This is a genomic window from Rhizobium sp. SL86 (assembly GCF_026672545.1).
Lineage (GTDB): Bacteria > Pseudomonadota > Alphaproteobacteria > Rhizobiales > Rhizobiaceae > Neorhizobium.
This window is the reverse complement of sequence record NZ_JAPPRJ010000009.1, coordinates 710,505-734,078: the sequence shown is the minus strand read 5'-3', so window position 1 is coordinate 734,078 and position 23,574 is coordinate 710,505. Positions and strand designations below refer to the sequence as shown.

At 61.7% G+C, this 23,574-nt stretch carries 25 protein-coding genes; 16 read left to right on the top strand and 9 right to left on the bottom strand.

All coding sequences use genetic code 11. The features are described 5' to 3' along the window. The first annotated feature begins 781 nt into the window (after positions 1 to 781). The 5 genes from OU993_RS26675 to OU993_RS26655 all read left to right on the top strand — a co-directional run bounded on the left by OU993_RS26675 (position 782) and on the right by OU993_RS26655 (position 8,063). Positions 782 to 3,019: a ParB/RepB/Spo0J family partition protein gene (locus tag OU993_RS26675; RefSeq protein ID WP_268162078.1), complete on the top strand. Its 2,238-nt coding sequence runs from the start codon at positions 782 to 784 to the stop codon at positions 3,017 to 3,019. Between the two features lie 838 nt (positions 3,020 to 3,857). After that, on the top strand, positions 3,858 to 4,169 hold the full coding sequence (locus tag OU993_RS26670) for a DUF736 domain-containing protein (RefSeq protein WP_024896525.1): 312 nt from the start codon (positions 3,858 to 3,860) through the stop codon (positions 4,167 to 4,169). 372 nt (positions 4,170 to 4,541) lie between these two features. After that, positions 4,542 to 5,738 (top strand): DUF932 domain-containing protein, encoded by a 1,197-nt coding sequence (locus OU993_RS26665; RefSeq protein ID WP_268162074.1) that lies wholly within the window; start codon positions 4,542 to 4,544, stop codon positions 5,736 to 5,738. Positions 5,739 to 6,078: 340 nt separating this feature from the next. Then, a complete protein-coding gene (locus OU993_RS26660; RefSeq protein WP_268162071.1) occupies positions 6,079 to 7,056 on the top strand; it encodes a GHMP family kinase ATP-binding protein in 978 nt (325 codons plus the stop codon). Then, positions 7,053 to 8,063 carry a PLP-dependent cysteine synthase family protein gene (locus tag OU993_RS26655; RefSeq protein ID WP_268162068.1) on the top strand — a complete coding sequence of 337 codons (1,011 nt, stop codon included), beginning with the start codon at positions 7,053 to 7,055 and terminating at the stop codon, positions 8,061 to 8,063. Before OU993_RS26660 ends, OU993_RS26655 begins: the two co-directional genes overlap by 4 nt. 310 nt (positions 8,064 to 8,373) lie before the next feature. On the opposite strand, the gene OU993_RS26650 is transcribed toward OU993_RS26655, so the two are convergent. The 8 genes from OU993_RS26650 to OU993_RS26615 all read right to left on the bottom strand — a co-directional run bounded on the left by OU993_RS26650 (position 8,374) and on the right by OU993_RS26615 (position 15,462). Then, positions 8,374 to 8,829 (bottom strand): PIN domain-containing protein, encoded by a 456-nt coding sequence (locus OU993_RS26650; protein ID WP_268162066.1) that lies wholly within the window; start codon positions 8,827 to 8,829, stop codon positions 8,374 to 8,376. A 2-nt stretch (positions 8,830 to 8,831) separates the two neighbouring features. Next, entirely contained in the window at positions 8,832 to 9,071 is a 240-nt protein-coding gene (locus OU993_RS26645; RefSeq protein ID WP_024896532.1) for a type II toxin-antitoxin system prevent-host-death family antitoxin, read from the bottom strand. 212 nt (positions 9,072 to 9,283) lie between these two features. Further along, positions 9,284 to 10,792, bottom strand: a complete 1,509-nt coding sequence (locus OU993_RS26640) for a tripartite tricarboxylate transporter permease (RefSeq protein WP_268162063.1) — start codon at positions 10,790 to 10,792, stop codon at positions 9,284 to 9,286. Next, positions 10,792 to 11,217: a tripartite tricarboxylate transporter TctB family protein gene (locus OU993_RS26635; RefSeq protein ID WP_268162061.1), complete on the bottom strand. Its 426-nt coding sequence runs from the start codon at positions 11,215 to 11,217 to the stop codon at positions 10,792 to 10,794. The genes OU993_RS26640 and OU993_RS26635 overlap by 1 nt, the downstream gene beginning before the upstream one ends. Then, positions 11,214 to 12,176 (bottom strand): Bug family tripartite tricarboxylate transporter substrate binding protein, encoded by a 963-nt coding sequence (locus OU993_RS26630; protein WP_268162549.1) that lies wholly within the window; start codon positions 12,174 to 12,176, stop codon positions 11,214 to 11,216. The genes OU993_RS26635 and OU993_RS26630 overlap by 4 nt, the downstream gene beginning before the upstream one ends. Positions 12,177 to 12,237: 61 nt before the next feature. Next, a complete protein-coding gene (locus OU993_RS26625) occupies positions 12,238 to 13,485 on the bottom strand; it encodes a pyridoxal-phosphate dependent enzyme (protein WP_268162059.1) in 1,248 nt (415 codons plus the stop codon). After that, entirely contained in the window at positions 13,485 to 14,675 is a 1,191-nt protein-coding gene (locus tag OU993_RS26620) for a M24 family metallopeptidase (RefSeq protein ID WP_268162057.1), read from the bottom strand. The genes OU993_RS26625 and OU993_RS26620 overlap by 1 nt, the downstream gene beginning before the upstream one ends. Continuing rightward, on the bottom strand, positions 14,665 to 15,462 hold the full coding sequence (locus tag OU993_RS26615; protein WP_268162055.1) for an IclR family transcriptional regulator: 798 nt from the start codon (positions 15,460 to 15,462) through the stop codon (positions 14,665 to 14,667). The genes OU993_RS26620 and OU993_RS26615 overlap by 11 nt, the downstream gene beginning before the upstream one ends. Before the next feature lie 129 nt (positions 15,463 to 15,591). On the opposite strand from OU993_RS26615, the gene OU993_RS26610 reads away from it, so the two are divergent. Next, positions 15,592 to 15,795, top strand: a complete 204-nt coding sequence (locus OU993_RS26610) for a helix-turn-helix domain-containing protein (protein ID WP_268162053.1) — start codon at positions 15,592 to 15,594, stop codon at positions 15,793 to 15,795. 77 nt (positions 15,796 to 15,872) lie between these two features. On the opposite strand, the gene OU993_RS26605 is transcribed toward OU993_RS26610, so the two are convergent. After that, positions 15,873 to 16,106: a helix-turn-helix domain-containing protein gene (locus OU993_RS26605; protein ID WP_268162051.1), complete on the bottom strand. Its 234-nt coding sequence runs from the start codon at positions 16,104 to 16,106 to the stop codon at positions 15,873 to 15,875. Positions 16,107 to 16,369: 263 nt separating this feature from the next. Here OU993_RS26605 and OU993_RS26600 point away from each other — a divergent pair, with 263 nt between their 5' ends. The 10 genes from OU993_RS26600 (at position 16,370) to OU993_RS26555 (ending at position 23,570) form a co-directional block, all read left to right on the top strand. Next, positions 16,370 to 16,594 carry a helix-turn-helix transcriptional regulator gene (locus OU993_RS26600; protein ID WP_024896541.1) on the top strand — a complete coding sequence of 75 codons (225 nt, stop codon included), beginning with the start codon at positions 16,370 to 16,372 and terminating at the stop codon, positions 16,592 to 16,594. Positions 16,595 to 16,717: 123 nt separating this feature from the next. Further along, the gene (locus OU993_RS26595; RefSeq protein ID WP_268162046.1) at positions 16,718 to 16,930 is read left to right on the top strand and encodes a transcriptional regulator domain-containing protein; all 213 of its coding nucleotides are present in this window, start codon (positions 16,718 to 16,720) and stop codon (positions 16,928 to 16,930) included. After that, a complete protein-coding gene (locus OU993_RS26590) occupies positions 16,908 to 17,555 on the top strand; it encodes a DUF2285 domain-containing protein (protein WP_268162044.1) in 648 nt (215 codons plus the stop codon). The genes OU993_RS26595 and OU993_RS26590 overlap by 23 nt, the downstream gene beginning before the upstream one ends. 138 nt (positions 17,556 to 17,693) lie before the next feature. After that, the gene (locus tag OU993_RS26585) at positions 17,694 to 17,966 is read left to right on the top strand and encodes a helix-turn-helix transcriptional regulator (RefSeq protein WP_268162042.1); all 273 of its coding nucleotides are present in this window, start codon (positions 17,694 to 17,696) and stop codon (positions 17,964 to 17,966) included. Positions 17,967 to 17,983: 17 nt separating this feature from the next. Next, complete coding sequence (locus tag OU993_RS26580) at positions 17,984 to 18,859, top strand: replication initiator protein A (protein ID WP_268162040.1); 876 nt, start codon at positions 17,984 to 17,986, stop codon at positions 18,857 to 18,859. A gap of 261 nt (positions 18,860 to 19,120) precedes the next feature. Further along, entirely contained in the window at positions 19,121 to 19,660 is a 540-nt protein-coding gene (locus OU993_RS26575) for a DUF2840 domain-containing protein (protein ID WP_268162038.1), read from the top strand. After that, positions 19,657 to 20,214: a S26 family signal peptidase gene (locus OU993_RS26570; RefSeq protein WP_268162036.1), complete on the top strand. Its 558-nt coding sequence runs from the start codon at positions 19,657 to 19,659 to the stop codon at positions 20,212 to 20,214. Before OU993_RS26575 ends, OU993_RS26570 begins: the two co-directional genes overlap by 4 nt. 35 nt (positions 20,215 to 20,249) lie before the next feature. Then, complete coding sequence (locus tag OU993_RS26565; RefSeq protein WP_268162034.1) at positions 20,250 to 20,576, top strand: DUF736 domain-containing protein; 327 nt, start codon at positions 20,250 to 20,252, stop codon at positions 20,574 to 20,576. A gap of 47 nt (positions 20,577 to 20,623) precedes the next feature. Then, on the top strand, positions 20,624 to 21,589 hold the full coding sequence (locus OU993_RS26560; RefSeq protein ID WP_268162032.1) for a lytic transglycosylase domain-containing protein: 966 nt from the start codon (positions 20,624 to 20,626) through the stop codon (positions 21,587 to 21,589). A 241-nt stretch (positions 21,590 to 21,830) separates the two neighbouring features. Next, the gene (locus OU993_RS26555) at positions 21,831 to 23,570 is read left to right on the top strand and encodes a relaxase/mobilization nuclease domain-containing protein (protein ID WP_268162030.1); all 1,740 of its coding nucleotides are present in this window, start codon (positions 21,831 to 21,833) and stop codon (positions 23,568 to 23,570) included. Positions 23,571 to 23,574 lie beyond the last annotated feature (4 nt).

Below are 23,574 nucleotides of genomic sequence, written 5' to 3'. Positions count from 1 at the left end.
CACACTCGCTTTGATGACGTCCTGGGTCGTGCTGATCGCCAATTGGGGCCAGACCGAATGCCCGGCATGCTTACCTTTTGGACAGTCGGCGTATAAAATGCGGTGCGCGCATAGCGCTCCATTCGTGGCGACGCCAAAACCACCTATGCCGCACGGCTGCAATTCTCCACGGCAGGCTGTCGGTATGTCGTCGACAGATTTTGTGACGACACCGCTTCTCGGACGTCGCGGCACCATAATGTTTCCGTTCTCGTTTTCTTGCCTCAGGTTCGGGATTCAGAGTGGCTCTGTCGGCGGCGTTGTTTCCTGATGGTCTAGACTTTCATGGAAACGCGCCGAAGGGAATGCGCGTTCGCGCGCAGTTTCGCGCGTGGGGTCGTATCCCAAAGGGTTTCATCGTTCATGCTCACCGCTGGGCGGAGTGATGACACTCACTGTCGGGGCGACCACGGGAAAGCGGCCGCCGACCCATCTTTTCAACGGCACCGACTTTCGAATTGCAAAGCTTCGCAACTTGAAGTCGATCCCGCTGGGGAGGAGAGGGAGCCAAGGGGTCTTACCCCTTGCTCCCCCGCAAATGCCACCTGCGCATGGCAGGGCCGCCGCCTCGCAGGCCGGCGCCCGATAGCCATGACAATCCCAGAGTTCAGATCCGTCCCGCCTGGCCTGGCAACCCGGCCGTGCTCGCTGGCATTTGCCCCCTCCATCCCCGCGCGCTCGCGCGCCCCCGGGAGGCATGTCGGGGACATGCCTTCGGCATTAACGCGAAAGGATTGGAACAATGGTAAGGACACAGAAGAAGACGAAGGTCGTCACGGTTGCACCGGTGGACGTGGTGGAGGCGGTGGCACCACGTGCGGAGGTATGCAGCATTCGGGAAGCAGTGGCAGAGGTGATGCTAGCCTCGCCCGGACCCGGCGCTGCTGCTGAGATCGTCTCCGTGATGGACGCCGTCGAGGGCGCCGCAAACGGTGCGGAACTCTTCATTCCGCTCGCAAAGCTCAAAAAGTCGCCACGCAATGCAAGGAAGACCCCGCACAGCGAGGCGCATATCGAAGCGCTTGCGGCCAGCATCGGCGCCAAGGGCATGCTGCAGAACCTTGTGGTGGAGCCGGAGGTGGACGAGGTAGGTCAGCCGACCGGCTTCTATTTCGTGACGGTCGGCGAAGGCCGCAGGCTGGCGCATTTGCTCCGCGTGAGGCGCAAGGAGATAAGGAAGTCGGAACATGTCCGGTGCGTGCTGGATACCGCCAACGATCCGCAGGAAATCAGCCTTGACGAAAACATCACCCGCGAGGCGATGCACCCGGCAGACCAGTTCGAGGCATTTCGCGCGCTTGCAGAACATCGCGGATGGGGGGCCGAGGAAATCGCTGCCCGTTTCGGGGTGACGGCGCATGTTGTGAAGCAGCGAATGCGTCTCGGCGCCGTCAGCCCGACACTCATGCAGGTCTACCGCGATGGCGAACTGACGCTGGACCAGTTGATCGCTTTTGCCGTCACCGACGATCATGCGCGGCAGGAACAGGTCTATGCCGGGCTTGGCTATAACCGTGAGCCGTGGATGATCCGCCGCGACCTGACACGGACACATGTGCAGGCGAACGACCGCAAGGCCATATTTGTCGGAGCGGAGGCCTATACCGACGCGGGCGGCACCATCATCCGTGACCTGTTTACCGAGGATCGCGGCGGATATTATGACGATCCCGCACTTTTGGACCAGCTTGTCATCGCAAAGCTGGGCGGAATCGCCGCAGGCCTCAGAGAAGCCGAAGGCTGGAAATGGGTGCAAGCCTTCATCGATTTCCCGCACGCCCATGGTATGCGGCGTGTCTATCCGCAGACGGTGGCGCTTTCCGAGGAAGACGAAGCGGCCCAAGCGACTGCGCGGCAGGAGTTCGCTCACCTGACGGCGGAATGGCAGAACACGGACGACGACCCGCCGCCCGATGTGGATGAACGTTTTGCCGAGCTTGAAGCCGAGATCGAGCGGATCGATGCCATGCGCGAAGGTTATGATGCCGGCGACATCAGCCGGGGCGGCGTTTTCGTCACACTGAACCATGATGGAACGGTCCGGCTCGAACGCGGCTTTGTCCGCCCGGAGGATGAAAACCCGGAACCGGAACAGGTGGGTACAGGAGGCGTCATCGATGGTATCCGCGTTACCGCAGATGGCGAAGTCATCGAAGACGATGCGCATGACGGGGAGGGCAACCCCATATCCGACCTTGCGCCGCAGGAAGAGGCGGAGGGTGATGCGGGTCAGCCGCTTACCGATCTTCTGACGCGCGACCTGACCGCGCACCGGACGCTTGGCCTTCGCCTCGCACTTGGTGAGCAGCCGGATATCGCCCTGATCGCCGTCACCCATGCTCTTGCCGCACAGACATTCTATCGCGGCGTCGATGCCCACGCTCTCGAAATCCGCCCCGGCAGTGTATCGCTTGGCGGGCATGCCGATGGAATCGAAGACATGGCGGCGGCGAAGATGCTGGCGCATCGTCATGACGGGTGGGCGGCAGACATGCCGCGAGACGTGGGCGAACTCTGGGACTTCATCGCGGGACTGGATCACGTGAGCATCATGGCACTCTTCGCCCATTGCGCGTCCCTGACCGTCAATGCCCTCAAGCTGCCATGGGAACAAAGGCCCCGCGCGCTACGGACCGCCGACAAGCTGGCGACGGCGCTCGCGCTGGACATGAACCAGCACTGGACGCCAACGGCGCGCACCTATTTCGGGCGGGTCACCAAGGCGCATATTCTGGCAGCTGTGCGGGAAGCGGTGGGCGACGAGGCGGCGGATCGGATCGCCACCATGAAGAAGCAGCCCATGGCGGAAGCAGCAGAGCCGTTGCTGGCAGGCACCGGATGGTTGCCGCCACTGCTGCGCACCGCGTGGCCTGGGTCGACATTGGCACCGCAAGGGTCGAACGGCAGCCGTGCGGCCTTCGGCACCGATGAACCTGATCCGGATCTGGGCCAGCTCGTTCTCCCGGAAGCAGCCGAATGAGGCCACGGGCCGGGGCATACTGCTCCGGCCTTCCTCATGGTCTTGACGAAAAAAATCGGCCGCGCCCATGGGACGCGGCCGTACCTCGGAGGGAACACGCACGCCATGACCAACAAAATGCGCTGGCGCAAGGGCGGCGAATGGCGACAGACCGATCGCGCTGCTCGGCCCCGTCATATCCTGGGCCTGGTGGCGTCCATCAGAGGGGAAACACTTTGCCACACCAGGCATGGACTGCCCTGCGAACCTGACCAGAGCCATGCTGGCGGGTGCGGCGACGAAGATGGATTGCTCAGTTTGATGGTATGGAAAGTGGTGTCCATGGCAGTACGTTCCGTATCGACTCGAATGCCGTGACGCATGAGAGCGAACTACGAAAATACCGGGCGGAAGGGCCGCTCCGATCGGCAAAGGTTCAACGGTCAGCATGAGCGGAAGGCCTTGCCCCGCGTGAGCCGAAACGTCTTTGTCTAGAGGCAGGCGAGGGTGCCGACATCGGCCGTGACGCGATTGTCTGTCTTACCGAACAGATTTCGCCCAACACGAACTCGATTGATCTGGTCTGACCGAAGCCCGGCGGCAAGCCAGCCGCCTCGATCTCAGTTCCGCAACGTCGGTCATCCGCTTTTTTCCGCCGCCGGCCAGATGGCCCGCTTTGCATCGCGAATTCAAAATAGCGGCTGTCCGACGCCCTCCATTTCATTGCGGCCCAACGCGCCACCCCATTGCGCCAAGCGCAACAGGGACCCCGGGGGTGCGTCTCGATCGTCTCCGGTCCGTCGACCATCATCGAGGTCGCGATGGGCGCGATCCGATCAGCAAAAAGGACTTAAATCTCATGGCAACGATCGGCACCTTCACCCGCACCGACAACGGCTTCACGGGCTCGGTCAAGACCCTCACCCTCAACGTCAAGTCCGTGAAATTCGTGCCCGCCGAGGGCGACACCGACAACGGCCCGGACTACCGCGTCCTCGCATCCAACGTGGAATTCGGGGCCGCATGGAAAAAGCAGTCCGACAAGGGCAACGCCTATCTCTCCGTCAAACTTGACGATCCGAGCTTCGCCGCTCCGATCTATGCCAGCCTGGTCGAGGCGGAAGGCGAGGAACTGTCCCTCATCTGGTCGCGCCGCCGCACGGCTAACTGATATGGTCAACGGCCGGGCCCCGCGAAAGCGGGGCTTTGCCATGCTCAGGCCCGCCGCCCTTCGAATATGCGGAGAGCTGCGCTCCCATTGTCCTGATCGGCTTCACGGGTGTTCAGCTGATCGATGCGGGGAGCCAAGGGGAACTTTTCCCCTTGCTCCCCGCAAACGCCGCCTGCGCATGGCAGGCCCGCCGCTTCGCAGAACGGCACGGATCCCCCTATGCGATCTCCGCCATGTGGTTCCGCTTAAGCCTGGCAGGCCGGCCATGCTCGCCGGCATTTGCCCCCTCCATCCCCGCGCGCTCACGCGCCCCCGGAAAGCATGTCGAGGGACATGCCTTCGGCATTAACGGGAAAGAAAAGGAGCAAGGTCATGAATTTAATCGATACCAGGGAGACCACCCAGCAGGTTGACAAGGCGTTTCGGGTCGACGTGTCGCGTGGCGTGCATGACGGTCGGGTTTCTTCGGAATGGTTTTCGCGTCCAGATGATGAGCGCTACCTGTCGTTGCCGGACCTCTATGACAACGTCAAGGCGAGGGCGGATCGTGCCACTGCCCGCACAGTGGAAAGCTGCGCGGTGCGTGTCGAGGCAAGCCGAGACAATGCCGAGCGGTTGACGCTGATCGTGCCCGGACGCGATGAACCCATCGCCCCGACCCATTGGAGCTTTGGCCAGCTCTGCAGCCTTGTCGGTGCACCATCCACCTATCTGCGCCACCTGCCTGCGCCGCTGGCAGCCATCAACCTGCAGCACGGCCTGCTGTCGCACCGCTCCGAGTTCGTGAAAACCTATGAGGCGGACAGCGGGCGCATCGAGCTTCGGGCGGTCACCGGTCCCGACTACGGCAGGATATTCGACCATGAACTGGTGGCGGCGGTGATGAAGATCGCCGGCAATGGGGTCGGCGATACCATCTGGAAAGTGCCCGGCGTGCTGGACTGGGCGTCGATGACGCACAACCCTTTCGTGGACGTCACCAAGGACACGACGACCCTTTATGCCAGCGACCGGGATGTGTTCCTGTTTCTGGTTGACGACACGCATCCGATCGAGGCCGGACGCCTGCCAAACGGCGATCCCGACCTGTATTTTCGGGGCTTCTATTGCTGGAACAGCGAAGTCGGCGCCAAGACGCTCGGTATCGCCTCCTTCTATCTTCGCGCCGTGTGCATGAACCGCAATCTGTGGGGCGTCGAGAGTTTCGAGCAGATCACCATCCGCCACAGCAAGTTCGCCGCGCAGCGCTTCGCCTATGAGGCGGCACCCGCATTGATGAGCTTTGCCAACTCGAGCGCCGCACCTTTCGTTGCCGGGATCAAGGCGGCGCGGGAAAAGATCGTTGCCCGCACGGACGAGGACCGCGAAAGCTTCCTGCGCAGACGCGGTTTCTCCAAAGCGGAAACCGGCAGGATTATCGAGACCGTGTTGCGCGAGGAAGGCCGCCCGCCGGAAAGTATCTTTGATTTCGTGCAAGGTCTGACTGCCCATGCCCGTACGAAAACGCATCAGGACGGGCGCCTTGAACTGGAGGCGAAGGCAAAGCTCCTGCTGGAGCGCGCAGTATAAACGACAGGACCGGGCGCGGCGTTGCATAGGCGTCGCGTCCGGTTTCCCCGGCCAGACGCGCGTTCTTCCGATTTATGACCGAGCGAATGCCGTTCGCGAAGGGTGGATCTCGCTGGCGGCGGCGGTGCCTGATGCACCGCCGCCGCTCGCCGGGCGTCGCCCGGCTCGCAAGATCACCCACTGGCCCCGCGAAATGACCAGCGATCAAATCTTCCAGGGCAGTCGGCACTCGTGCCGTAGTGCGGCGCAAGGGTCTGACAACTCCTGATATGTGAGGAGGGACGCAAGCGCCGACTTGTAGGAAAGTCGGAGAAAGCGAAAGATCACGGGAGATTGCGGCATGACCCAGTCAGACGCGAACCATTCTTCTGCGGCGATCACGCCAGGTGGAACGACTTCGCGGTCCCTGCAGGTTGGCTCCGGCACGGCCATGGCCCATCACGGCGAAATTCTCCAGGGTGTCTTTCCAGCCGATGACGGCAGACTTCACCGAGGTTTGCTGACGCTCCCGCTTCCCGGCAAGCAATCGCATGTCACTTTCTGGCCTGATGACGGACCGGGCATTCGCACCCGCCCCGAAGGCAGAGCCAAGGCGGCCCGCGCAGCCCGGCTCGCGCTTGATGCGCTGGGCCATCCAAATGTCCAGGGCTGCCTGACAATTGAAAGCTCGATACCGCTGGGCTGTGGTTACGGATCATCGACGGCCGATGTCGTGGCGAGTATTTACGCCATTGCGGCGGCGGCCCGCGCGCAGATCAGTCGCACAACTCTGTGCCGCCTTGCCGTCGCCGCAGAGACCGCGACAGATGCGATCGCCTTTGCCGGGCAGGCCGTGCTGTTTGCCCATCGCGAGGGGAGGGTGCTCGACTATCTCCCCGGCGATTATCCGCCGCTTTACGTCATCGGGTTTTCCTCATCGGAGGACAAACCGGTCGATACGGTCGGCATGCCGCCCGCGCGTTACACCAGCACGGAGATCGAGACCTTCAGGGTTCTGCGGGGCCATGTGCGCCAAGCGATTGCGCAGCAGGATCCGAAATCGATCGGCCGCGTCGCAACAGCCAGTGCCCGAATCAACCAAGGCTATCTGCCGAAGCGGCGGTTCGGCGACCTCGTCCGGCTGGCGCAGACCGGTGGCGGCCTTGGCGTGCAGGTCGCGCATAGCGGAAACCGCATGGGCATCCTCCTCGATGCGCGCGACGACAGCGCAGCCGATCGGGCCGAGAGCATTGCGCGTGCCGCTGAGACGGAAGGGTTCACCGATATCATCCGCTTCGCGGTGAATGCGGACGGTGCGCCAGCATGGGTGCTGGAATGACCATCGAAAGCTATCTTGCGGATTACGAAACGCCCCGGATCGTGCCGCTCTTGCCAAACCTCCATGCCGCGCAGTTTCGGCTGATGAAGCTGCTGCCTGCCCGTTTCATGCTGGATCGGGCCGAAGAGCGCGGGCTCCTGAAGCGCGGCAGTCATATCGTCGAGACGAGCTCCGGCACCTTTGCCCTGGCCCTGGCGATGCTGTCGGTCGAGCGCGGCTACACGCTGACGATCGTCAGTGCCACAAGCCTCATGGATGCGTCGTTTAAGGAGAGACTGGAGCAATTGGGTGCATCCGTTATCCTGGTGGAAGACGAGGGGCGCACTGGCAATCAGGGCGGCCGCCTTGCAGCACTTCGCCGCGTCCTCGACAGCCGTCCGGATGCGTTCTGGCCGCAACAATATGATAATCCCGACAATCCTGCCGCCTATTCACGGCTTGCGGAAATCCTTGTCGAGAAGATCGGTCGCATCGACTGCCTGGTTGGCTGTGTCGGATCGGGCGGCTCGCTGTGTGGCACGGGGACCTATCTGCGCCGGTTGTTTCCCGGGTTGCGTGCGATCGCGGTGGATACGCACAACAGCGTTCTGTTCGGGCACCAGGCTGGTCCCCGCCTGCTGCGTGGGCTCGGCAACAGCATTATGCCGAAGAACCTCGATCATGCACTGATCGATGAGGTGCATTGGGTCGGTGCGTTTCAGGCTTTTGCCGCCACCCGCGACCTGTATCGCCATCATGCCATGTTCGTCGGACCCACCAGCGGCGCTGCCCATCTCGTGGCCGACTGGTTCGCCAGAGCGCACCCGGACGACACTGTTGCGGTGATCCTGCCGGACGAGGGGTATCGCTACCAGTCCACGGTCTATTCTGACGACTGGCTAAAAAGCATTGAGGGATGGCCGTCTGTGAGGAGAACCGCACCGTCGAAGCTCTTGCACATCGCGCCGGCGAGCGAAGACGCGTGGACGCATATCGAATGGTCGCGGCGCCGGCTGCAAAACGGCTGATCCAAGATGAGCGTTGGGCCACGCGGCAGGGCAGCGCGTGACGCCGTCATTCGGCCAGTCAGAAAAGTCGCACCATACGGAACGTTTTTGCCGGGGGACGTCGATCCCGGTTTCCGCTTCGCGGCGCGATGCTAAACCTCCTGCGGCGTCCCTGCTTCCGTCAAAAAGCGTGTCGAGAATTCCCGCTTTCGCGGCCCTTCAGACAGGCCCGCCGCTATGCTGAAAGCTCCGATGCTCTACATTTTTCTCCGGTAGAACGGCCATCTGCAGGGCCTTGGTATGGAACGTATCCGGATGCTTCCGACCCGCCCTATCCAGATCGTTCGCCCAGGAGAATGGCGAGAAGTTCGTGCCGCGTGTCCGCGAATGGATTGACGACTGTCACGCCGCCCCAGGTGAACCCCTCATGCATGTCTTCCGACAACAGGATACGGCAACCGGCCTGCGCGGCGACGGTGAGGATGACGGCATCCCAGATGCTGAACTGGTGATCGCTGACGAGATCCATGGCCGTCACCATCGTCTCGGCCGTGGTGGCCGCAATCGGAAACGTATCGCGCCAGCCAAGCACCGCATCACGCGCATCGCTGTGGCTTTTGCCCGCCTTGCGCACCAGGACGTTGAAGAGTTCACCGAGTGCCTGAACCGGGATCACGACCGACGTCTGGGAAATCCGTTGCAGCAGATCAAGCGCGATATCCCGCTTGTCGCTGTTGTTCACGCCCTCCGCATAGGCGAGAACATTGGTGTCGAAAGCGACCTTCACGCTCAGTCCTCGTAAAGCTCATCGCGCGACCAGCGTCCGGCATCGACAACCGGTTGTTTGGCAAGGCGAGAAAGCAGGGCGGAGCGCGCGCCGGATGTCGTTTCCTCCTGTGCATCAGCCGGCAGGATACGGGCGACAGGCTTGCCGTGGCTGGTGACCACATAGCTGTTTCCCTCCCGCACACCACGCAGGATAAGGGAGAAACGACGATTGGCATCTGCGGCCGAAACGGCTTCGTCCATGATGAACCCCAGAAAGTAGTGATACAGCCTACAATAGGATTGTTGGTTCGGTTTGACAAGATGTCATGGGGGCTGCAGCAGCGAGCGGCTGGCACGCGCAGGACTTCGGATTCGACGCTCTGAGATCAGGCCAGGCGTGCGGGTCGCTGGGCTGAGAATGAAAGCCGTGTCTCGGACAATGGCGCGATGACCTGACATCGCGCCATTCTGTGTCAGCATGACTTGCGCGCCATCCGGGTTTTCAGTCCCTTTGCCAGCGGGGCCATCAAGACCGCGATCGTGAAGAGGATCACCGTCAGGCTGATCGGACTGTCGAGGAAAACCAGCGGATTGCCGAGGCCAAGGATCAGCCCCTGGCGGAGGTTTTCTTCGAATAGCGATCCGAGCAGAAAGGCGAGCAGCAGCGGAGCCAGATCGAACCCGGCCTTGCGCAGCCCATAGGCGATAAAGCCACACCCGATCACCACCCCGACATCGAACAGACTGTTGTTCATGCTGAATGCGCCGATGACGCAGAAGAGCACGATGAGCGGCGCCATCATCGCCTGCGGTATCCTCAAAAGCAGCACGAAGACCCGGATCAGCGGCACGTTGAGGATAATCAGCATGGCGTTGCCGACCAGCATGCTGGCCACGATGCCCCAGAAAAGCTCGGGATGTTCCGTCATGATTTGCGGACCCGGCACGACATTCTGCATCAGCAGCGCGCCCATGATGATGCCGATAACCGCATTGGCCGGAATGCCAAGGCAAAGCATGGGAATGAAGCTTGCCTGGGCGGCGGCGTTGTTGGCGCTTTCCGGTCCCGCGACGCCTTCGATCGCGCCCTTGCCGAAACGTTCCGGCGACCGGGAGATCTTTTTCTCCAGCATGTAGCTGGCGAAACCGGCAACGAGTGCGCCACCGCCGGGCATCAGCCCGAGAAAGAAGCCGAGCACCGTCCCGCGTGCGATCGGCCCGGTTGAGACCTTCCAGTCGTTCGCTGTCGGAAGCAGGTCCCGCAAACGGTAGGACGGCATCGGGGCTGTGTCGGGCGATGCTTTCCGCTCGATCAGCATCAGCATTTCGCTGACGCCGAACAGACCCATGGCAAGGACGGCGATATTGAATCCGTCGCGCAGATAGCTGACCCCGAAGGCGAAGCGCTCCTCGCCGGAGATCAGGTCGACGCCCACCGTCGACAGAAGAAGACCGAGCGAGACCATCGTCCAGGCCCTGATGCGCGGTCCTTCGCCGATGCTGGCGGCCAGCACTAAGCCGAGCGCCACGATGGATGTCTTTTCGATGGGGCCGAAGGCGAGAGCAACCGAGGTGAAGGCCGGACCAACGATCGTGATGGCAAGGGTCGCACTGATGCCGGCGATGAAACTGCCAAAGGCGCTGATGCCAAGGGCGGCGCCCGCGCGGCCCTGTTGCGCCATCGGATACCCATCGAAGCAACTCACAAGGCTGGCGGCTTCGCCCGGCACGCGCATCAGGACAGAGGTGATGGACCCACCATAGAGCGAGCCGTAATAAATGCCGGCGAGCAGGATGATGGCGCCGGTCTGGTCGAGCATCATCGTGACCGGCAGCAGGAGGCTGACCGTGGCAGAGGGCCCAAGGCCTGGGAGAACGCCAACGGCTGTTCCCAGGATTGCGCCGAGGAGCGCGATGGCGAGATGGGTAGGCTCGAGCGCGATACCGAGACCCATGACCAGTTGCGAAAAGGAATCGAGCATCACAGCCTCCATTCGCCGCGCGGCAGCGGGACGGACAGGAGCCCTTCGAACAGGCCCCAGGTCGAAAAGGCGAAGCCGAAGGCCAGAAGCAGCGACCAGGTCCAGCCCATTCGTTCGATGAACCTGAAGACGGCGACAAGAAAGAGAAATGCAGAAAGCGCAAATCCGATCAACTGCAGCATCAGGCAGAAGAGCCCCAGCGCTGTGCAATAGGTCAAAAGACGGGAAAGCTCGACGGGCTCCGTTGCCGCCGTCTTCTCCAAGCTGCATCCGAGGCTTGTGCAAATCAGGAGAATTGATGCCAGGAAGGGGAACATGCCCGCGCCGGGTTCTCCATAAGCCCAAAGCTGGAGATTGGCGGCGTTCACCGCCGCGCCAAGGCCAAGGACCGTCAGTGTGTATGGGACAAGGCGGGCGATGCTCATAGACGGATCCCCATCTCGTCGATCTGTTGCCCGATCCGGGTATAGGCTTGCCCGGCCATCTGTGTAAATTCAGCACTCTTCAGGAACAGCGGATAGCCGTTGATGACCCGGATGAAGTCGGCATACATCGGAGTGGCGATCATCTCGCCGATCGCGTCTTCCCACCAGGCAATGACGTCCTTGGGCAAACCCGCTGGTCCAAACAGGCCATAGGAGGCCGGAATGGCAATCGGATAACCCCGCTCGGCAAAGCTGACTATGCCGGCATGTCCCGCATTCGGATTGGGGCTGGTCTCCGCCAGCAGGCGCACGGAGCCTGCGGCCAGATGCGGTCCGAAGTCGGAGGATACGACCATATCGATATGGCCGCCCAACAGGGCCGTCACTGCATCGGCACCTCCGCGAAACGGCACAAAGGTCGCCACTGCTTTCTCCGTGCGGAATGCCGCATCGGTTGCGATATGGGCTAGGCCCCGGGGTGCAGCGGTTGCCCATCGCAGCTTTGACGGTTCCTTGCGGGCATAGTCGAGCAGCTCGTCCCAGGTTTGGAAGGGGCTGTCGCTGCGCACGAAGCAGGGCACCGAGATCCCGGCATAGCTTGCGATAAAGGTGAAATCGCGGGTGGAATTGTAAGGGACCTTCTGAAGGTGCGGCGCAACAAGCAAGGGGCTGACCGAATAGAGTGACAGGACCGATCCATCAGCGGGTGCGCGGCGCACCTGATCCGTCGCGATCGTGCCGCCAGCACCTGGACGAAAGTCTGGCGTGGCCACGACGCCGCGTGCCTCTTTGAGATAATTGGCAACGACGCGGGTGGCGATATCGCCGGCGCCTCCGGCAGCAAAGCCGACGATCAGAGTTGGATTTTCCGGTGGATAGCCGTTTTGCTGCGACCAGGACATTCGCGGCGCAATTGTCGTCAGAAATGCGGTGGCTGCTATAAATTTTCTTCTTTCCATAGGCATAGGTGTTCCCCTTATTCTTGAAACATATGCGTGGCCGGCCCATCGTTGGCCGATGTCAGTGCAGTCCTCCATTCGCGAAGACCGCGAGGGCGCTTTCGACATCACCAAAGGGCGTTGCCGTGTCCGGCGATGCGGATCTGTCAATGTCTTTCAGGCCGGATGCCGTCACCACCGCCACGACCGTTTCATCCCGGGTGATGACGTCTCGCTGTCTGGCCTCTCTGATCGCTGCAATCGGGATCGTTGAGGACAGTTCGAGAAACAGGCCTTCGGTGGCTGCGACTTTCTCTTGCAGGGCCACCAGCCCCGCATTGGAGATGGCCAGGGCAGCGCCTTTGGTTTGGCGCAGCGCCTTCAGCGCCTGGAAGGTGCTGCGGGTCGCGCCGATCGAAACGGCCAGCGCGTCGAAGGCTGCTGGCATATCCGGGATACGATCCGTCTGCTGCGCGATGGCCCGCTCCAGCGACCCGTGCACTTCGGCCGCCAGCAGTTTTGGCATCCGGTCGATCGCACCACGCTGAAGCATTTCGTGAAAACCAAGCCAGGTGCCAGCCAAGGCGTCGCCGTAACACACCGGCAAGGCACACCAGTCAGGGGGCTTGCCGCCCATCTGTTCGACGATTTCGAACGCAATCGTCTTGTAACCCTCGATGCCGATCGGGTGGCTGCCGACGACAGGGTGGCGATAGGGTGAAGTCGCAAACCATCCGAACCGCTCGACGCCTTCCGCGAGAAAAGCCCAGCGGTCCGACTTGTCCTTGAAGGGCACGACCTGTGCTCCATATTTCCGGATCTGCGTCAGCATCGGGCCAGCCGATCCGGCAAGCGTTGCGACGATACAAGACAGTCCGGCTCGCGCGGCATAGGCGGCAAGCGATGCCCCCGCATTGCCCGTCGAGCTGGTGGCCATCAGTTTTGCTCCCGATTGGACAGCTGCCGTGATCGCGACGGTCGAAAAGCGATCCTTGTGCGACCAGGTTGGATTGCAACCCTCGTTCTTCACGAGAAGACCGGGGACACCGATTGCCGCGCCGAGCTTTGTCCCCGGCAGCAGCGGCGTGAGCCCTTCGCCAAGCGAAATCGCGTCCCGCCTGTCAAATGGCAGCCTGTCAGCATAGCGCCAAAGCGAGGGCAGGGACCTGTTCGAACTGACCGGCGGACCGCCACCCGCATGTCGATAGACCATGTGGAGGTTCGACGGCGCCTCGGCAAAGCAGGTAGGGCATCCCCTGGAGTCGATCACCAGATCAAGCGGGAATTCCTGCCCACATCGGTAACAGGCATAGGCCGCGGCGCGGGCCATTAGCCCAGCACCGTCATGCTGTTGCCGTTGTTCGACAGCATTTCCGCGCCATCGGCCCGGACGACGATCATGTCCTCGACCTGCAGGCCGATCCGACCAAGCTCGTAATAGGGCGTCTCGATGCAGACGACCATGCCTTCCTCCAGCACGTCACTGCTTGTCGCCGAAAGCAGCGGCGCGTCGTAGCCGTCAAGGCCAATGCCGTGTCCGACATGGCTTCGCTGATACTGAGCGATCCCTTCGCTCCGGACGGTCTCGACAACAGCCTGGAAGACGTCGCGGGCAGCGAGGCCCGGCCGGATCAACTCGATGCCGCGTTGAACGCCCTTGTTCAGGGCATCATATTTCATCTGGATCTCCTTGGAGGGTGAACCCAGGCTGGCGATGCGGGCAATATCGGCGCGGTAATTGCCATAGTGACCGCCCACGTCGAAGCGAATGATGTCGCCCTGGCGCAGCCGTCGCTCGGAAGGCTGGACGTTCATCAGGGCGCTGCGTTCGCCAAAGCCGATACACCCGAGAACGGGGACAGCATCCTCGCGTACCGTTTGGCCGTGAAATGCCCTGGCAAGCTCGATTTCGGTCACGCCCTCCGTCGCTATAGCGAGTGCCGCCGCGACAGACCGCTCCGTGATGGCCGCGACCGTTCTAAGCCGGTCGATCTCCAGCGGCGTCTTGACGGCACGGATGTTGCGAAAGATCGATGTCGCCATGACCCATGTCACACCGGGCAGTTCGCTGCGCAGTCGTTCGGTGTCGCCGGGGAGAAGCCCCATTTCGTCGATACCGATCCGGGCTTTCACAAGTCCGGCCTGCCGGATTTCCAGGACAAGGGCCTTGATCGCATCACCGTCGTCGCCAAGGGCATGAAGCGCCGCCTGACGGGCGCTAACCGGGTCGAGATCAATCGACGGCGCGTGATCGATGGGGAAGGTACCAAACCGGCGTATTCGCGCTGCCACCTGTTGATCCGCCACCAGGTCCAGTGTCGATGTGCCGGCGATGACGACAGGCTGCCCATCGCCTTCACCTGATGTCCAGACGACAAAGGCCTGTGGGCCACGCCGTATCCATTGTGGCAGCGACCAGAACCCGCTGGTGTAAAGCACGTTCTCAGGTGCCGTGGCGACAATGACGTCGAGTTGATGCGCGGACATCGCAGACCGCAGCCGCTCGTGATTAAGCAACATCGGTTTCTGGCCTCCCTTTGCTCGAAGTGGTTTCGTCGAACCCCATGGCTTTGGAAATGCGGGCTGCAGCGCCCAGCACTTTTTGCGCAATGTCTGTGATCTTGGTCTTCGGTTGGAGCGCGCGGGGGAAGGCGACACTCATCGCGGCGATGGTGCCGCCGCCGGCATCGTAAATCGGCGCCCCAACGGAGATCACACCCTCGATATTTTCCGAGATTGCGGTGGCATAGCCGAGCGAATTGGCGAGATGCAGCTGTTCAATCAGGCCTTGTAGGTTCGTCAGGGTCCTTGACGTACGGGACTCGAAAGGACCTTCCCCGAGGAGGTTAGCGACTGCCTCATCCGACAGGTTGAACAACAGCGCCTTTCCCAGCGCCGTCGAATGCAGCGGCATCACTTCCCCCGGTTGGGCGCGAATGACCACCGGACTGTCGGACTGCACCGCCAGCACATAGACGCCGGTGGCACCTCGCCGCACGCCCAGGAATCCGTTGAAGCCACTTTCCGATGCCATGGTCTGCAGCTCAGCCTCTGTGAGCGACAGCAGCCGCCCGCGCTGAAACACATGCTGCGCCAGTCCGAGAACCGCGTAACCAATCTGATAGCGGCGGGTATCTGCGTCCTGCTCGACATAGCCTTGCGAGGCCAGCGTGTTGAGCATCCGCTGTGCAACGGCCGGGCTCAGATCCAGCCGGCGCGCGACCTCTCTGACGCCGAGCGCTTCGTTCGAACTTTTCAGGAGGCCGAGGATGTGAAGGCCCTTTTCGAGGGAAAGGCTGTTAGACATCTAGTGTTCCTAATATCGAAACAGTGTTCCATATAGTGCACATTAAATGCACCCGCACCGTGTCCTGTCAAGATGAATGTTCACTATAGTGTGTCGTCATAGAGTGTGCGCGAACCGAAAAATCACCCGATGGATATACGGGCGATTGTCGGTCTCAATGTTCTGCGCATCCGGCGTGAGCGGGCTCTTTCACAGGAAGAGCTGTCGCATCGCTCTGGGCTCACGCGGGCTTATCTCAGCGGTCTCGAAGCAGGCCGGCGCAACCCGACGATTGTGTCGCTCAGTCGCCTGGCAGCGGCCTTGGGCGTCGAGGTAAAGGATCTGGTTTCGTAAATGACGACGATCGGATCTTAGATTTTCTCTCACTAAATCAATTTATTATGCGAGACTTTCGCAACGCTCTTCAGACCTCAGTGCCTTTTTGGGGCATCGGGAGGCTGTCGCCGGATCAGAACCTCGAAGTCGATCTGCATGGCAGATGACAGGGCCTCGACCGCGTCCAGCGTCGGAGAACTCAGCTCGCGTTCCAGCTTGCCGATGTAGCTTCGGTCAAGCCCGGCGAACACAGCCAGGCGTTCTTGCGAGAGCCCGCATTGCTGCCGACAGAGTCGAAGATTTCTTGCAAAAATCGCCGTGAGTTTCATGGGGAAAAATAATCAAATCGCGGCCTCATAGACCACATACTATAGTCATCATTCGCAAGCTCCGGGACTTGTGTCGCCGCTTTTCGATGATGATAATCGGCTCAAGGATTGTTGTTCTTTAGAACGTTACGGATGATCCTTGGCGGCTTACATCGCAGATTTCCGCATTTTGTTGCGGCTATAGAACTGAATTGAACATCGGCCTCACCACTCAGGCGAGGCTCATGAATGCCTTTTCATGCCTTTTGCTCGTGAGACGACGAATGATGGGTCTATCGATTTCACAGTTCAGAAAACTGACGCCCCGGGAAGTCGAGGTTCTCACCTGGACTTCGCAAGGCAAGACGGCCTGGGAAGTGTCCGTCATCCTGAGCATTTCGAAAAACACGGTGAACACCCATCTTCGAAATTCGAAAGACAAACTCGACACGTCGAATGTCGTTCATACTATTGTTGAAGCAGTGCGGCGGAATCAGATCAAGATCTGACGTCACGCCATAGTTAACCTTCCCCTCCAGTTCGTCTGTTCATCGGTCCGTTTTGTCCCGATCCGCTGCTGGCCGTGTCGTCAGCGGTCCTGTGCTTCCTGTTGTTTCGCGTAGGAGTGTCCCATGGTTTCCGAGACGGTTTGGTCCTCGCCGCAGTTCGCCATTCAATTCCCGCCCCTTGATCGCAGTGGGTTTGCCTTCGAATTTCTCCGACGAAACAGCGATTATCGATCTGACTTTGCTGCCTTTGCCAATGAAGGCGGCACGGTTTCGACACGCAAAGCCCGGCAGGTCCTGACGACCCGATGGGGGATTGCCTTTCGCGCTGGACCCTGATGTCCCTGCATGGCTGGCGCACCCTCTTTGGCGCCCCGATCTTGATCCGGAGGCCATCGTCGTTGCTGACGCTCCAGCCGGATTTTCAGGATGCCTGGAATTTGATCCAACAGATCTGCCGGCATCGGTGAGTGGAGTGGATCGCGATAGTGCGGTCTACGTTCCAGCCACTGAGGTGAGTGCCAGTTTGCGGATCTGGTTTGCCGGGAGCGCGCCACCCTCCAGACTGGCTGTCATGCTGGCGATGGACGCGGATCTCGATATTCGTCTGCACAGCCTGCGACGAATGCACGGATGGCTGACGCGCAAAGAGGCGGGGCCTGCCATGCGCCAGCAACAGATTTCAGCATTTCATCGCCATCGCTTCATTCTCATGCTGCGGATCCTGGACGGGCTTCGTGACGGCGCAACGAGGCGTGAGATTGCCAGTGTCGTCTTCAGTCGTGACTTTCGGACCATCTCGGCCGTGGACTGGCAAAATACCTCTGCGCGACGGCACCTTGCTCGTCTTATCGCTGAGGGCAGGGATTATGTCGGCGGTGACTACCGTCGCATCTTGCGGGGTAGTCCGACCAAGGGACAGCTTTTCCGCAACGCCGCTCATAAGCGCGCCAGCTCCGCATGAATGGCGGTGTGGCCGGCGTTCGTTCGCGGGGGGACAGGTTGCTTGCTAGCGAATTCTGTCACTCCGCCGGACCGCATTTTTTTCGCCACTGTCGCAGCCGACCCGCCGCTTTGACGGCAGCCGCGATGGAGGCAGACGATGCAGGAAAAAACCGACAGCACCTGGCCGCGCTTCGTGCGCACCCCCGAAGCGGCCCGCCTTCTCGACCTTTCGCCCCGCACGCTCGAAAAGCATCGCTGCGACGGAACCGGGCCGATCTATCACAAACTCGGCGGCCGCGTTGTGTATACCGTCACCGACCTCAACGCCTGGATTGATGCATCCGCACGGCGGTCCACGTCGGAGGCCGTTTCGAGCCCGCGCATGCCGCAAATGTCGATGGCCGCTCGCGCCATTGGAATGACGCGTTGATCGCCCGGATGGCCGCGATGCCCGGGCACAGGACATATCAGGGACAGCAGCTTGAGCTCTTTCAGCCAAGTGGCGGCAATATCGCCGCCCGCGATGCGCAGGATCTCATGTCCTGGCCGTTCTTCTCACTGGCCAAATCCCGCCGCGTGACACCGATCGATTTTCGCATGGGCGAGGTATCGATCCGCGTGGAGGCGACTGCCGAACACGGCATGGCGACGATATGGGACGCGGACATCCTGATCTGGGCTGCGTCGCAGATCGTCGAAGCCCGCGACAATGGCTTGCGCACATCCCGGCTGATGGCGGCCACCCCTTATGAAATCCTCACCTTCATCCGCCGGGACGATTCCGCCCGCAGCTACGAACGGCTGAAGGCAGCCCTCGACCGGCTGCAATCCACCACGATCGCCACCACGATCCGCCAGCCATCCGAACGGCGCCGGCATCGCTTCTCCTGGATCGCCGAATGGAAGGAGCGGCTTGATGCCCAGGGCCGCCCGCTCGGCATCGAGCTCATCCTGCCGGACTGGTTCTACGCCGGGGTCATCGACGATGCGCTGATCCTCACCATCGACCGAGACTATTTCGATCTCAGAGGCGGCTTTGAACGTTGGCTCTACCGGCTGGTGCGCAAGCACGGCGGTCGCCAGACAGGGGGCTGGAGCTTCGATCTCAAGCACCTGCATCTGAAGTCCGGCAGCCTCTCGCCCCTCAAGCATTTTGTCTATGACCTGCGCGGCATCGTCGAGCGTCAGCCGCTGCCTGGCTATCGCCTGGGACTCGTCACCGATCCGGACGGTCGTACCCGCCTGACCTTTCAACCCACCTCAACCGATCCGTCTGGCATCGCTGCGTTGCGCGCGCCGCGTCGCCGGACGATCAGACTGTGAGCAAGCTGTGGACAGACCCGTGCTATTGAGGACCACGAGGTCCGTGCTACCGGGGACCGGATTCCCGTGCTATCCGGGACCGAAAGCGGACTTAAACCTCCGTATTCCCTCGGTTATTCGCTCCCCTAACGTTCCTAACCTGGATTCCTTCGGGATCTTTCTAACGGACCGCCCTGCATCGGCGGCCGGTGGATCGCATGAAGCGTCATACGCCTGCACCCTCATTGTCCCCCTCTCGCCTTCCACCTTGGGAGCGGGACGATGAAGATGGGGACGCACAGTGGCAGCATTTCGCCCAGTCGAACGCTGGTTGAGCTGACATGGCGCGAGAAGCGGATCGAGCACTGGATCCGCTTCGGTCGCATCGCTGAAGAACAGCGCATCGATCGCCACCGCCGCATCGTCGGCTTTACGCCCGGTAGCGTGTTCGCCTTCGTCCGTTGGGCGGCGAACGATTACGGCACGGTCGTTTCCCGTATCGATATTCTGCGCGCGGTGGCGGCAGGCGAAGCGTTCCAGACGCTTCCCTTCGTGCGTCCCGGCGGCGACATCCTGTTGCGCATCCATGGTTGGCCGAAGGTCGAGACGGTGCTCAACACCATCGACGGGATCGAAGCACTTGGCATCGATCCGGCCGAGGTCGCGCCAAATCACTGGCGGCATGTCCACAATCGCCTCAGCGTCAACGAGCCGTTTCGGACCTACACCCGCGAGCAGCATCGTGCCTGGCTCAAGCGTAGAAGCTTTCTCCCAACCGCAGGCCACACCACCGCCAACGATCGCACTGGAGGCACAGCATGACGCGCTTTGCATGGGTGATGGTGACATACTTTTCGGCACTCACCACCGGTGCTTCGGCATTTATCGAAATACCAAAGATGCTGATCTGGAACGCCAGCGCCAGTGCGCCGGTTGGGCTTTATCGAGTCGTTCCGGTCGATCGCATCGACGTCACCGATCTGGCTGTGGTCATGCCGCCCGACGAGCTGGCAAACTTCCTTGACGAGCGTCGCTATCTGCCGAAGGGCTTGCCGCTTCTCAAGCGCGTGCTGGCGCTCGGTGGCACCGAAGTTTGCCGCTCCGGCACTGACATCACCGCTTACGGCATGAGTTACGGACAGGCTCGCGGGCGCGACAGCCAGGGCCGATCGCTGCCCGTCTGGCAGGGATGCCGGCAGATCGCCGAGAGCGAAGCCTTCTTCATGAACTGGGATGCACCCGACAGTTTCGACAGCCGCTATTTCGGACCGCTTCCCCTCACAACCGTCGTCGGCCGGGCGGTCCCACTCTGGACGGCCGACGATCCCCATCCGGCCGCAGAGAGTTTCCACGAGCCGGTATCCGACGAGCCGTGAATGGCTTGCTCCCCCACCAACGAAAGGATTTATCCATGACCCAGATCGGGACCTTCACCCGCAACAGTGACGGCTTTTTCGGCCGCATTCGCACGCTCACCCTTGATGCCGAGGTGACCATTTTGCCAGCCGATGAGACCGACGCCGAAAATGCGCCGAACCATCGCATATTCGGCGATGGAATTGAGGTTGGCGCGGCGTGGGATCGCACTGGGGAGAGGGCAGGGGCGTATCTGTCCGTGACCATAGATGATCCGTCCTTCGTCGAGCCGATCCGCGCCCGGATGTTCGAGTCTGGCACCGAGAAGGATGTCTGGGCCCTTCACTGGACGCGCAAGACGCGGCGCGATGAACAGGGGTGACCGCCATGCGCTGCCGTCCTTCCCGCGAACCTTCAGGCGTAATCCCCTTGATCGATCGAGCGCTGATCAATCCCCTCGACCCGATCGCCTGCAAGCAAGCCGTTGCGCGCAGCGCAGGTCAGGGGCGGTGGCCTGTTTTCCGGGAAGTGGACACGTCATCAGGCGTCGACCGTCCGGAAAATAGTGGTCGGCGGCGAAGCCTTGCCCTTGACCGAAGCGAGCACGATGGCAGGCTCATGGCGTTTCTGGACGGCGGTGCTTACGCTGCTGTCCCGACGATCACGGCGATGTTCGTCGCGGTCATCATGATCGTCACGCAGCCATGCATAGCGTTGGCTGATCCCCTGAAACCCGATGCTCTGTCGGATCGCGCAGTCACGATCGCTTCGCTGTCCGATCCATGGGCAAAGCATATCAATGAAGCTGCCAGCCGTTTCGCCATTCCCGAACGATGGATAAGCGCCGTCATGCAGGCCGAAAGCGATCGTGACCCGCTTGCCGTCTCGCCGAAAGGCGCGATGGGCCTGATGCAGATCATGCCGGCGACATGGACAGAATTACGCACCCGGTATCGCCTTGGCGCCGATCCTTATCAGCCACGTGACAACATTCTCGCGGGCGCTGCCTATCTCGCAGAACTGCATGATCTCTATGGCTTCCCGGGTTTCCTCGCGGCCTACAATGCCGGCCCAGGTCGCTATGAAAAACACCTTGTTTCAGACGAACCACTTCCGTCCGAGACTGTCGATTACGTTGCGAAGATCCTGTCGCTGATCGACGGGGATCCAGCGCCCGTCATGTGCAAGCGAGTTCAGCCGTCACGCTCTTCATGGTCGATTGCGCCGCTGTTCGCCGCGCGTTCTCCCGCCGGAAATAGTGATGATAACAGGACCGCCAATCTCCCCTCCGACCGTCCTTCTCACGACCGTGCGATTGTCGATCTGTCGGCGCTTACACCGCCGTCCGATGGCCTGTTCGTGGCCCGCAACGTCGAACAGGAGGCATTGCGATGATTGTCGTGGTCTCTGTTGTTGCATGCGGCTGGATCGTAGGGATTGCGGGGTGGGGAGGGGTAGCGGGAGACACGACCGAGGGAGGGCGAGATAAAAGCAGGCGATGTGCGCCTGTGTTCGGTCGTGTGTTTTCAGTGGCTTATGGCGCATTTGCGCGAGGTGCGCCTGATCGGCGCAGCCTGTCTATTTGCCATTTTAGCAAGGATTTCCGGGAGCTTGCGCGATGTGCGGGACCGGGGACATGAGCGGTGAGGACGATTTCCGCCTCCGGCCTGGCCGTATCCGCTCCACCCGAACGCAACAGGCGCGGCCCTTCATCGCCCAAGCGCTCGCGGCCGCGGAGCGGGCCGGTGGCAGCGTCTCGCGCTCCGGCAAGATCAGCTCGGGCAGCCGCTCGCGTTTCGGGCGCGGCCAGCGTGCAACCGTGCAGGCCAATCGTCTGCTCACCAGCCGATCGCGCAACACAGTCATCAAGACGCGCGTCGTCCGGCACACTGCTCGGGCCGCGCCGTTCTCCGCCCACCTCAGCTATCTCCGGCGTGAGGGCGTTACCCAGGATGGTGAGAAGGCGCGGCTGTTCGGGCCGGAGACCGAGGACGCCGATCCAAAGGCCTTCGCCGAGCGGATCCAGGACGACCGGCATCATTTTCGCTTCATCGTCTCGCCCGAGGATGCGGTAGAGATGTCCGGCCTCAAGAGATACGCCCGTGAGCTCATGGGACGAATGGAGAAGGACTTGGGCACCCGCCTCGACTGGGTCGGCGTCGATCACTGGAATACGGATAACCCCCACGTCCATATCATTCTGCGCGGGCGCACCGATGACGGCCAGGACCTCGTCATCTCCCGCGACTACATCAAGGAAGGCATGCGCGCCCGCGCACAGGATCTCGTTACCCAGGAACTGGGGCCCCGCACCGATCACGAGATACGCCGCAATCTGGAACGCCAGATCGAGGCCGAGCGTTGGACCAACCTCGATCGCCAGCTTGCTCGAGACAGCTATCGCACCGGCGTCGTCGATCTCGCCCCGCACGCCGCTCAGCAACCCGACGAATTCCATGCGATGAAGGTCGGTCGGCTGCGGAAGCTGGAGACGCTCGGCCTCGCCGACCAGATCGGTCCCGGTCAGTGGGTGATGGCGGACAATGCCGAGGCGACGCTGCGCGAGCTGGGCGAACGCGGCGACATCATCAAGCGCATTCATCGTGGCCTGACCGACCGTGGCATCGAGCGAGGCACGGCCAACTATGTGCTCGCCGGCGAAAGCCTCGACGAGTCCGTCGTTGGGCGGTTGGTCGATCGTGGTCTCGATGATGAGCTAAAGGGCACGGCCTATGCCGTGGTCGATGGCACCGACGGGCGCACCCATCACATCAAGCTGCCCGACCTTGATGCCGCTGGCGACAGCGCGCCGGGCTCGATCGTCGAACTGCGTAAGTTCGATGATGCGCAGGGCCGCCGCCGCGTCGCGCTCGTGGTCCGCTCCGATCTCGACATCGAACGGCAGGTCAGTGCGTCCGGCGCGACGTGGCTCGACAGGCAAGCGATCGCCCGCGAGCCGTTGGCGCTCGGCGGCGGTGGCTTCGGCGCGGAGGTGCGCCAGGCGATGGACAGGCGCGCCGAACATCTCGTTGGCCAGGGTCTCGCCGAGCGGCAATCGCGCGGCGTCAGCTTCTCGCGCGGTCTCATTGACACGCTGCGTCAACGCGAGTTGGACGCTCTCGGCCAGAAACTCGTTACAGACACCGGCCGGCCGTTCACCAAAGCCGAGGCCGGAGAGTATGTCGCCGGCACTTATCGGCAGCGCTTTGCGCTCGCGTCTGGCCGCTTTGCCATGATTGACGACGGACTCGGCTTCCAGCTCGTGCCCTGGACGCCATCCCTCGAAAAGCAAATCGGCCAGCATGTTTGCGGCGTCTCGCGCGGCAATAGTGGTGTCGACTGGAGCTTCGGGCGCAAGCGCGGGCTCGGAATGTAACCAA

Excerpts from the sequence above, each read along its gene's own strand:
- OU993_RS26640 (WP_268162063.1), bottom strand. The coding sequence starts at position 10,792 with ATGCTCGATTCCTTTTCGCAACTGGTCATGGGTCTCGGTATCGCGCTC.
- OU993_RS26630 (WP_268162549.1), bottom strand. The coding sequence starts at position 12,176 with ATGGAAAGAAGAAAATTTATAGCAGCCACCGCATTTCTGACGACAATT.
- OU993_RS26655 (WP_268162068.1), top strand. The coding sequence starts at position 7,053 with ATGACCATCGAAAGCTATCTTGCGGATTACGAAACGCCCCGGATCGTG.
- OU993_RS26615 (WP_268162055.1), bottom strand. The coding sequence starts at position 15,462 with ATGTCTAACAGCCTTTCCCTCGAAAAGGGCCTTCACATCCTCGGCCTC.
- OU993_RS26625 (WP_268162059.1), bottom strand. The coding sequence starts at position 13,485 with ATGGCCCGCGCCGCGGCCTATGCCTGTTACCGATGTGGGCAGGAATTC.
- OU993_RS26660 (WP_268162071.1), top strand. The coding sequence starts at position 6,079 with ATGACCCAGTCAGACGCGAACCATTCTTCTGCGGCGATCACGCCAGGT.
- OU993_RS26620 (WP_268162057.1), bottom strand. The coding sequence starts at position 14,675 with ATGTTGCTTAATCACGAGCGGCTGCGGTCTGCGATGTCCGCGCATCAA.
- OU993_RS26605 (WP_268162051.1), bottom strand. The coding sequence starts at position 16,106 with ATGAAACTCACGGCGATTTTTGCAAGAAATCTTCGACTCTGTCGGCAG.
- OU993_RS26665 (WP_268162074.1), top strand. The coding sequence starts at position 4,542 with ATGAATTTAATCGATACCAGGGAGACCACCCAGCAGGTTGACAAGGCG.
- OU993_RS26580 (WP_268162040.1), top strand. The coding sequence starts at position 17,984 with ATGCCCGGGCACAGGACATATCAGGGACAGCAGCTTGAGCTCTTTCAG.
- OU993_RS26645 (WP_024896532.1), bottom strand. The coding sequence starts at position 9,071 with ATGGACGAAGCCGTTTCGGCCGCAGATGCCAATCGTCGTTTCTCCCTT.
- OU993_RS26565 (WP_268162034.1), top strand. The coding sequence starts at position 20,250 with ATGACCCAGATCGGGACCTTCACCCGCAACAGTGACGGCTTTTTCGGC.
- OU993_RS26570 (WP_268162036.1), top strand. The coding sequence starts at position 19,657 with ATGACGCGCTTTGCATGGGTGATGGTGACATACTTTTCGGCACTCACC.
- OU993_RS26635 (WP_268162061.1), bottom strand. The coding sequence starts at position 11,217 with ATGAGCATCGCCCGCCTTGTCCCATACACACTGACGGTCCTTGGCCTT.
- OU993_RS26610 (WP_268162053.1), top strand. The coding sequence starts at position 15,592 with ATGGATATACGGGCGATTGTCGGTCTCAATGTTCTGCGCATCCGGCGT.
- OU993_RS26555 (WP_268162030.1), top strand. The coding sequence starts at position 21,831 with ATGAGCGGTGAGGACGATTTCCGCCTCCGGCCTGGCCGTATCCGCTCC.
- OU993_RS26585 (WP_268162042.1), top strand. The coding sequence starts at position 17,694 with ATGCAGGAAAAAACCGACAGCACCTGGCCGCGCTTCGTGCGCACCCCC.
- OU993_RS26675 (WP_268162078.1), top strand. The coding sequence starts at position 782 with ATGGTAAGGACACAGAAGAAGACGAAGGTCGTCACGGTTGCACCGGTG.
- OU993_RS26600 (WP_024896541.1), top strand. The coding sequence starts at position 16,370 with ATGATGGGTCTATCGATTTCACAGTTCAGAAAACTGACGCCCCGGGAA.
- OU993_RS26575 (WP_268162038.1), top strand. The coding sequence starts at position 19,121 with ATGAAGATGGGGACGCACAGTGGCAGCATTTCGCCCAGTCGAACGCTG.
- OU993_RS26595 (WP_268162046.1), top strand. The coding sequence starts at position 16,718 with ATGGTTTCCGAGACGGTTTGGTCCTCGCCGCAGTTCGCCATTCAATTC.
- OU993_RS26670 (WP_024896525.1), top strand. The coding sequence starts at position 3,858 with ATGGCAACGATCGGCACCTTCACCCGCACCGACAACGGCTTCACGGGC.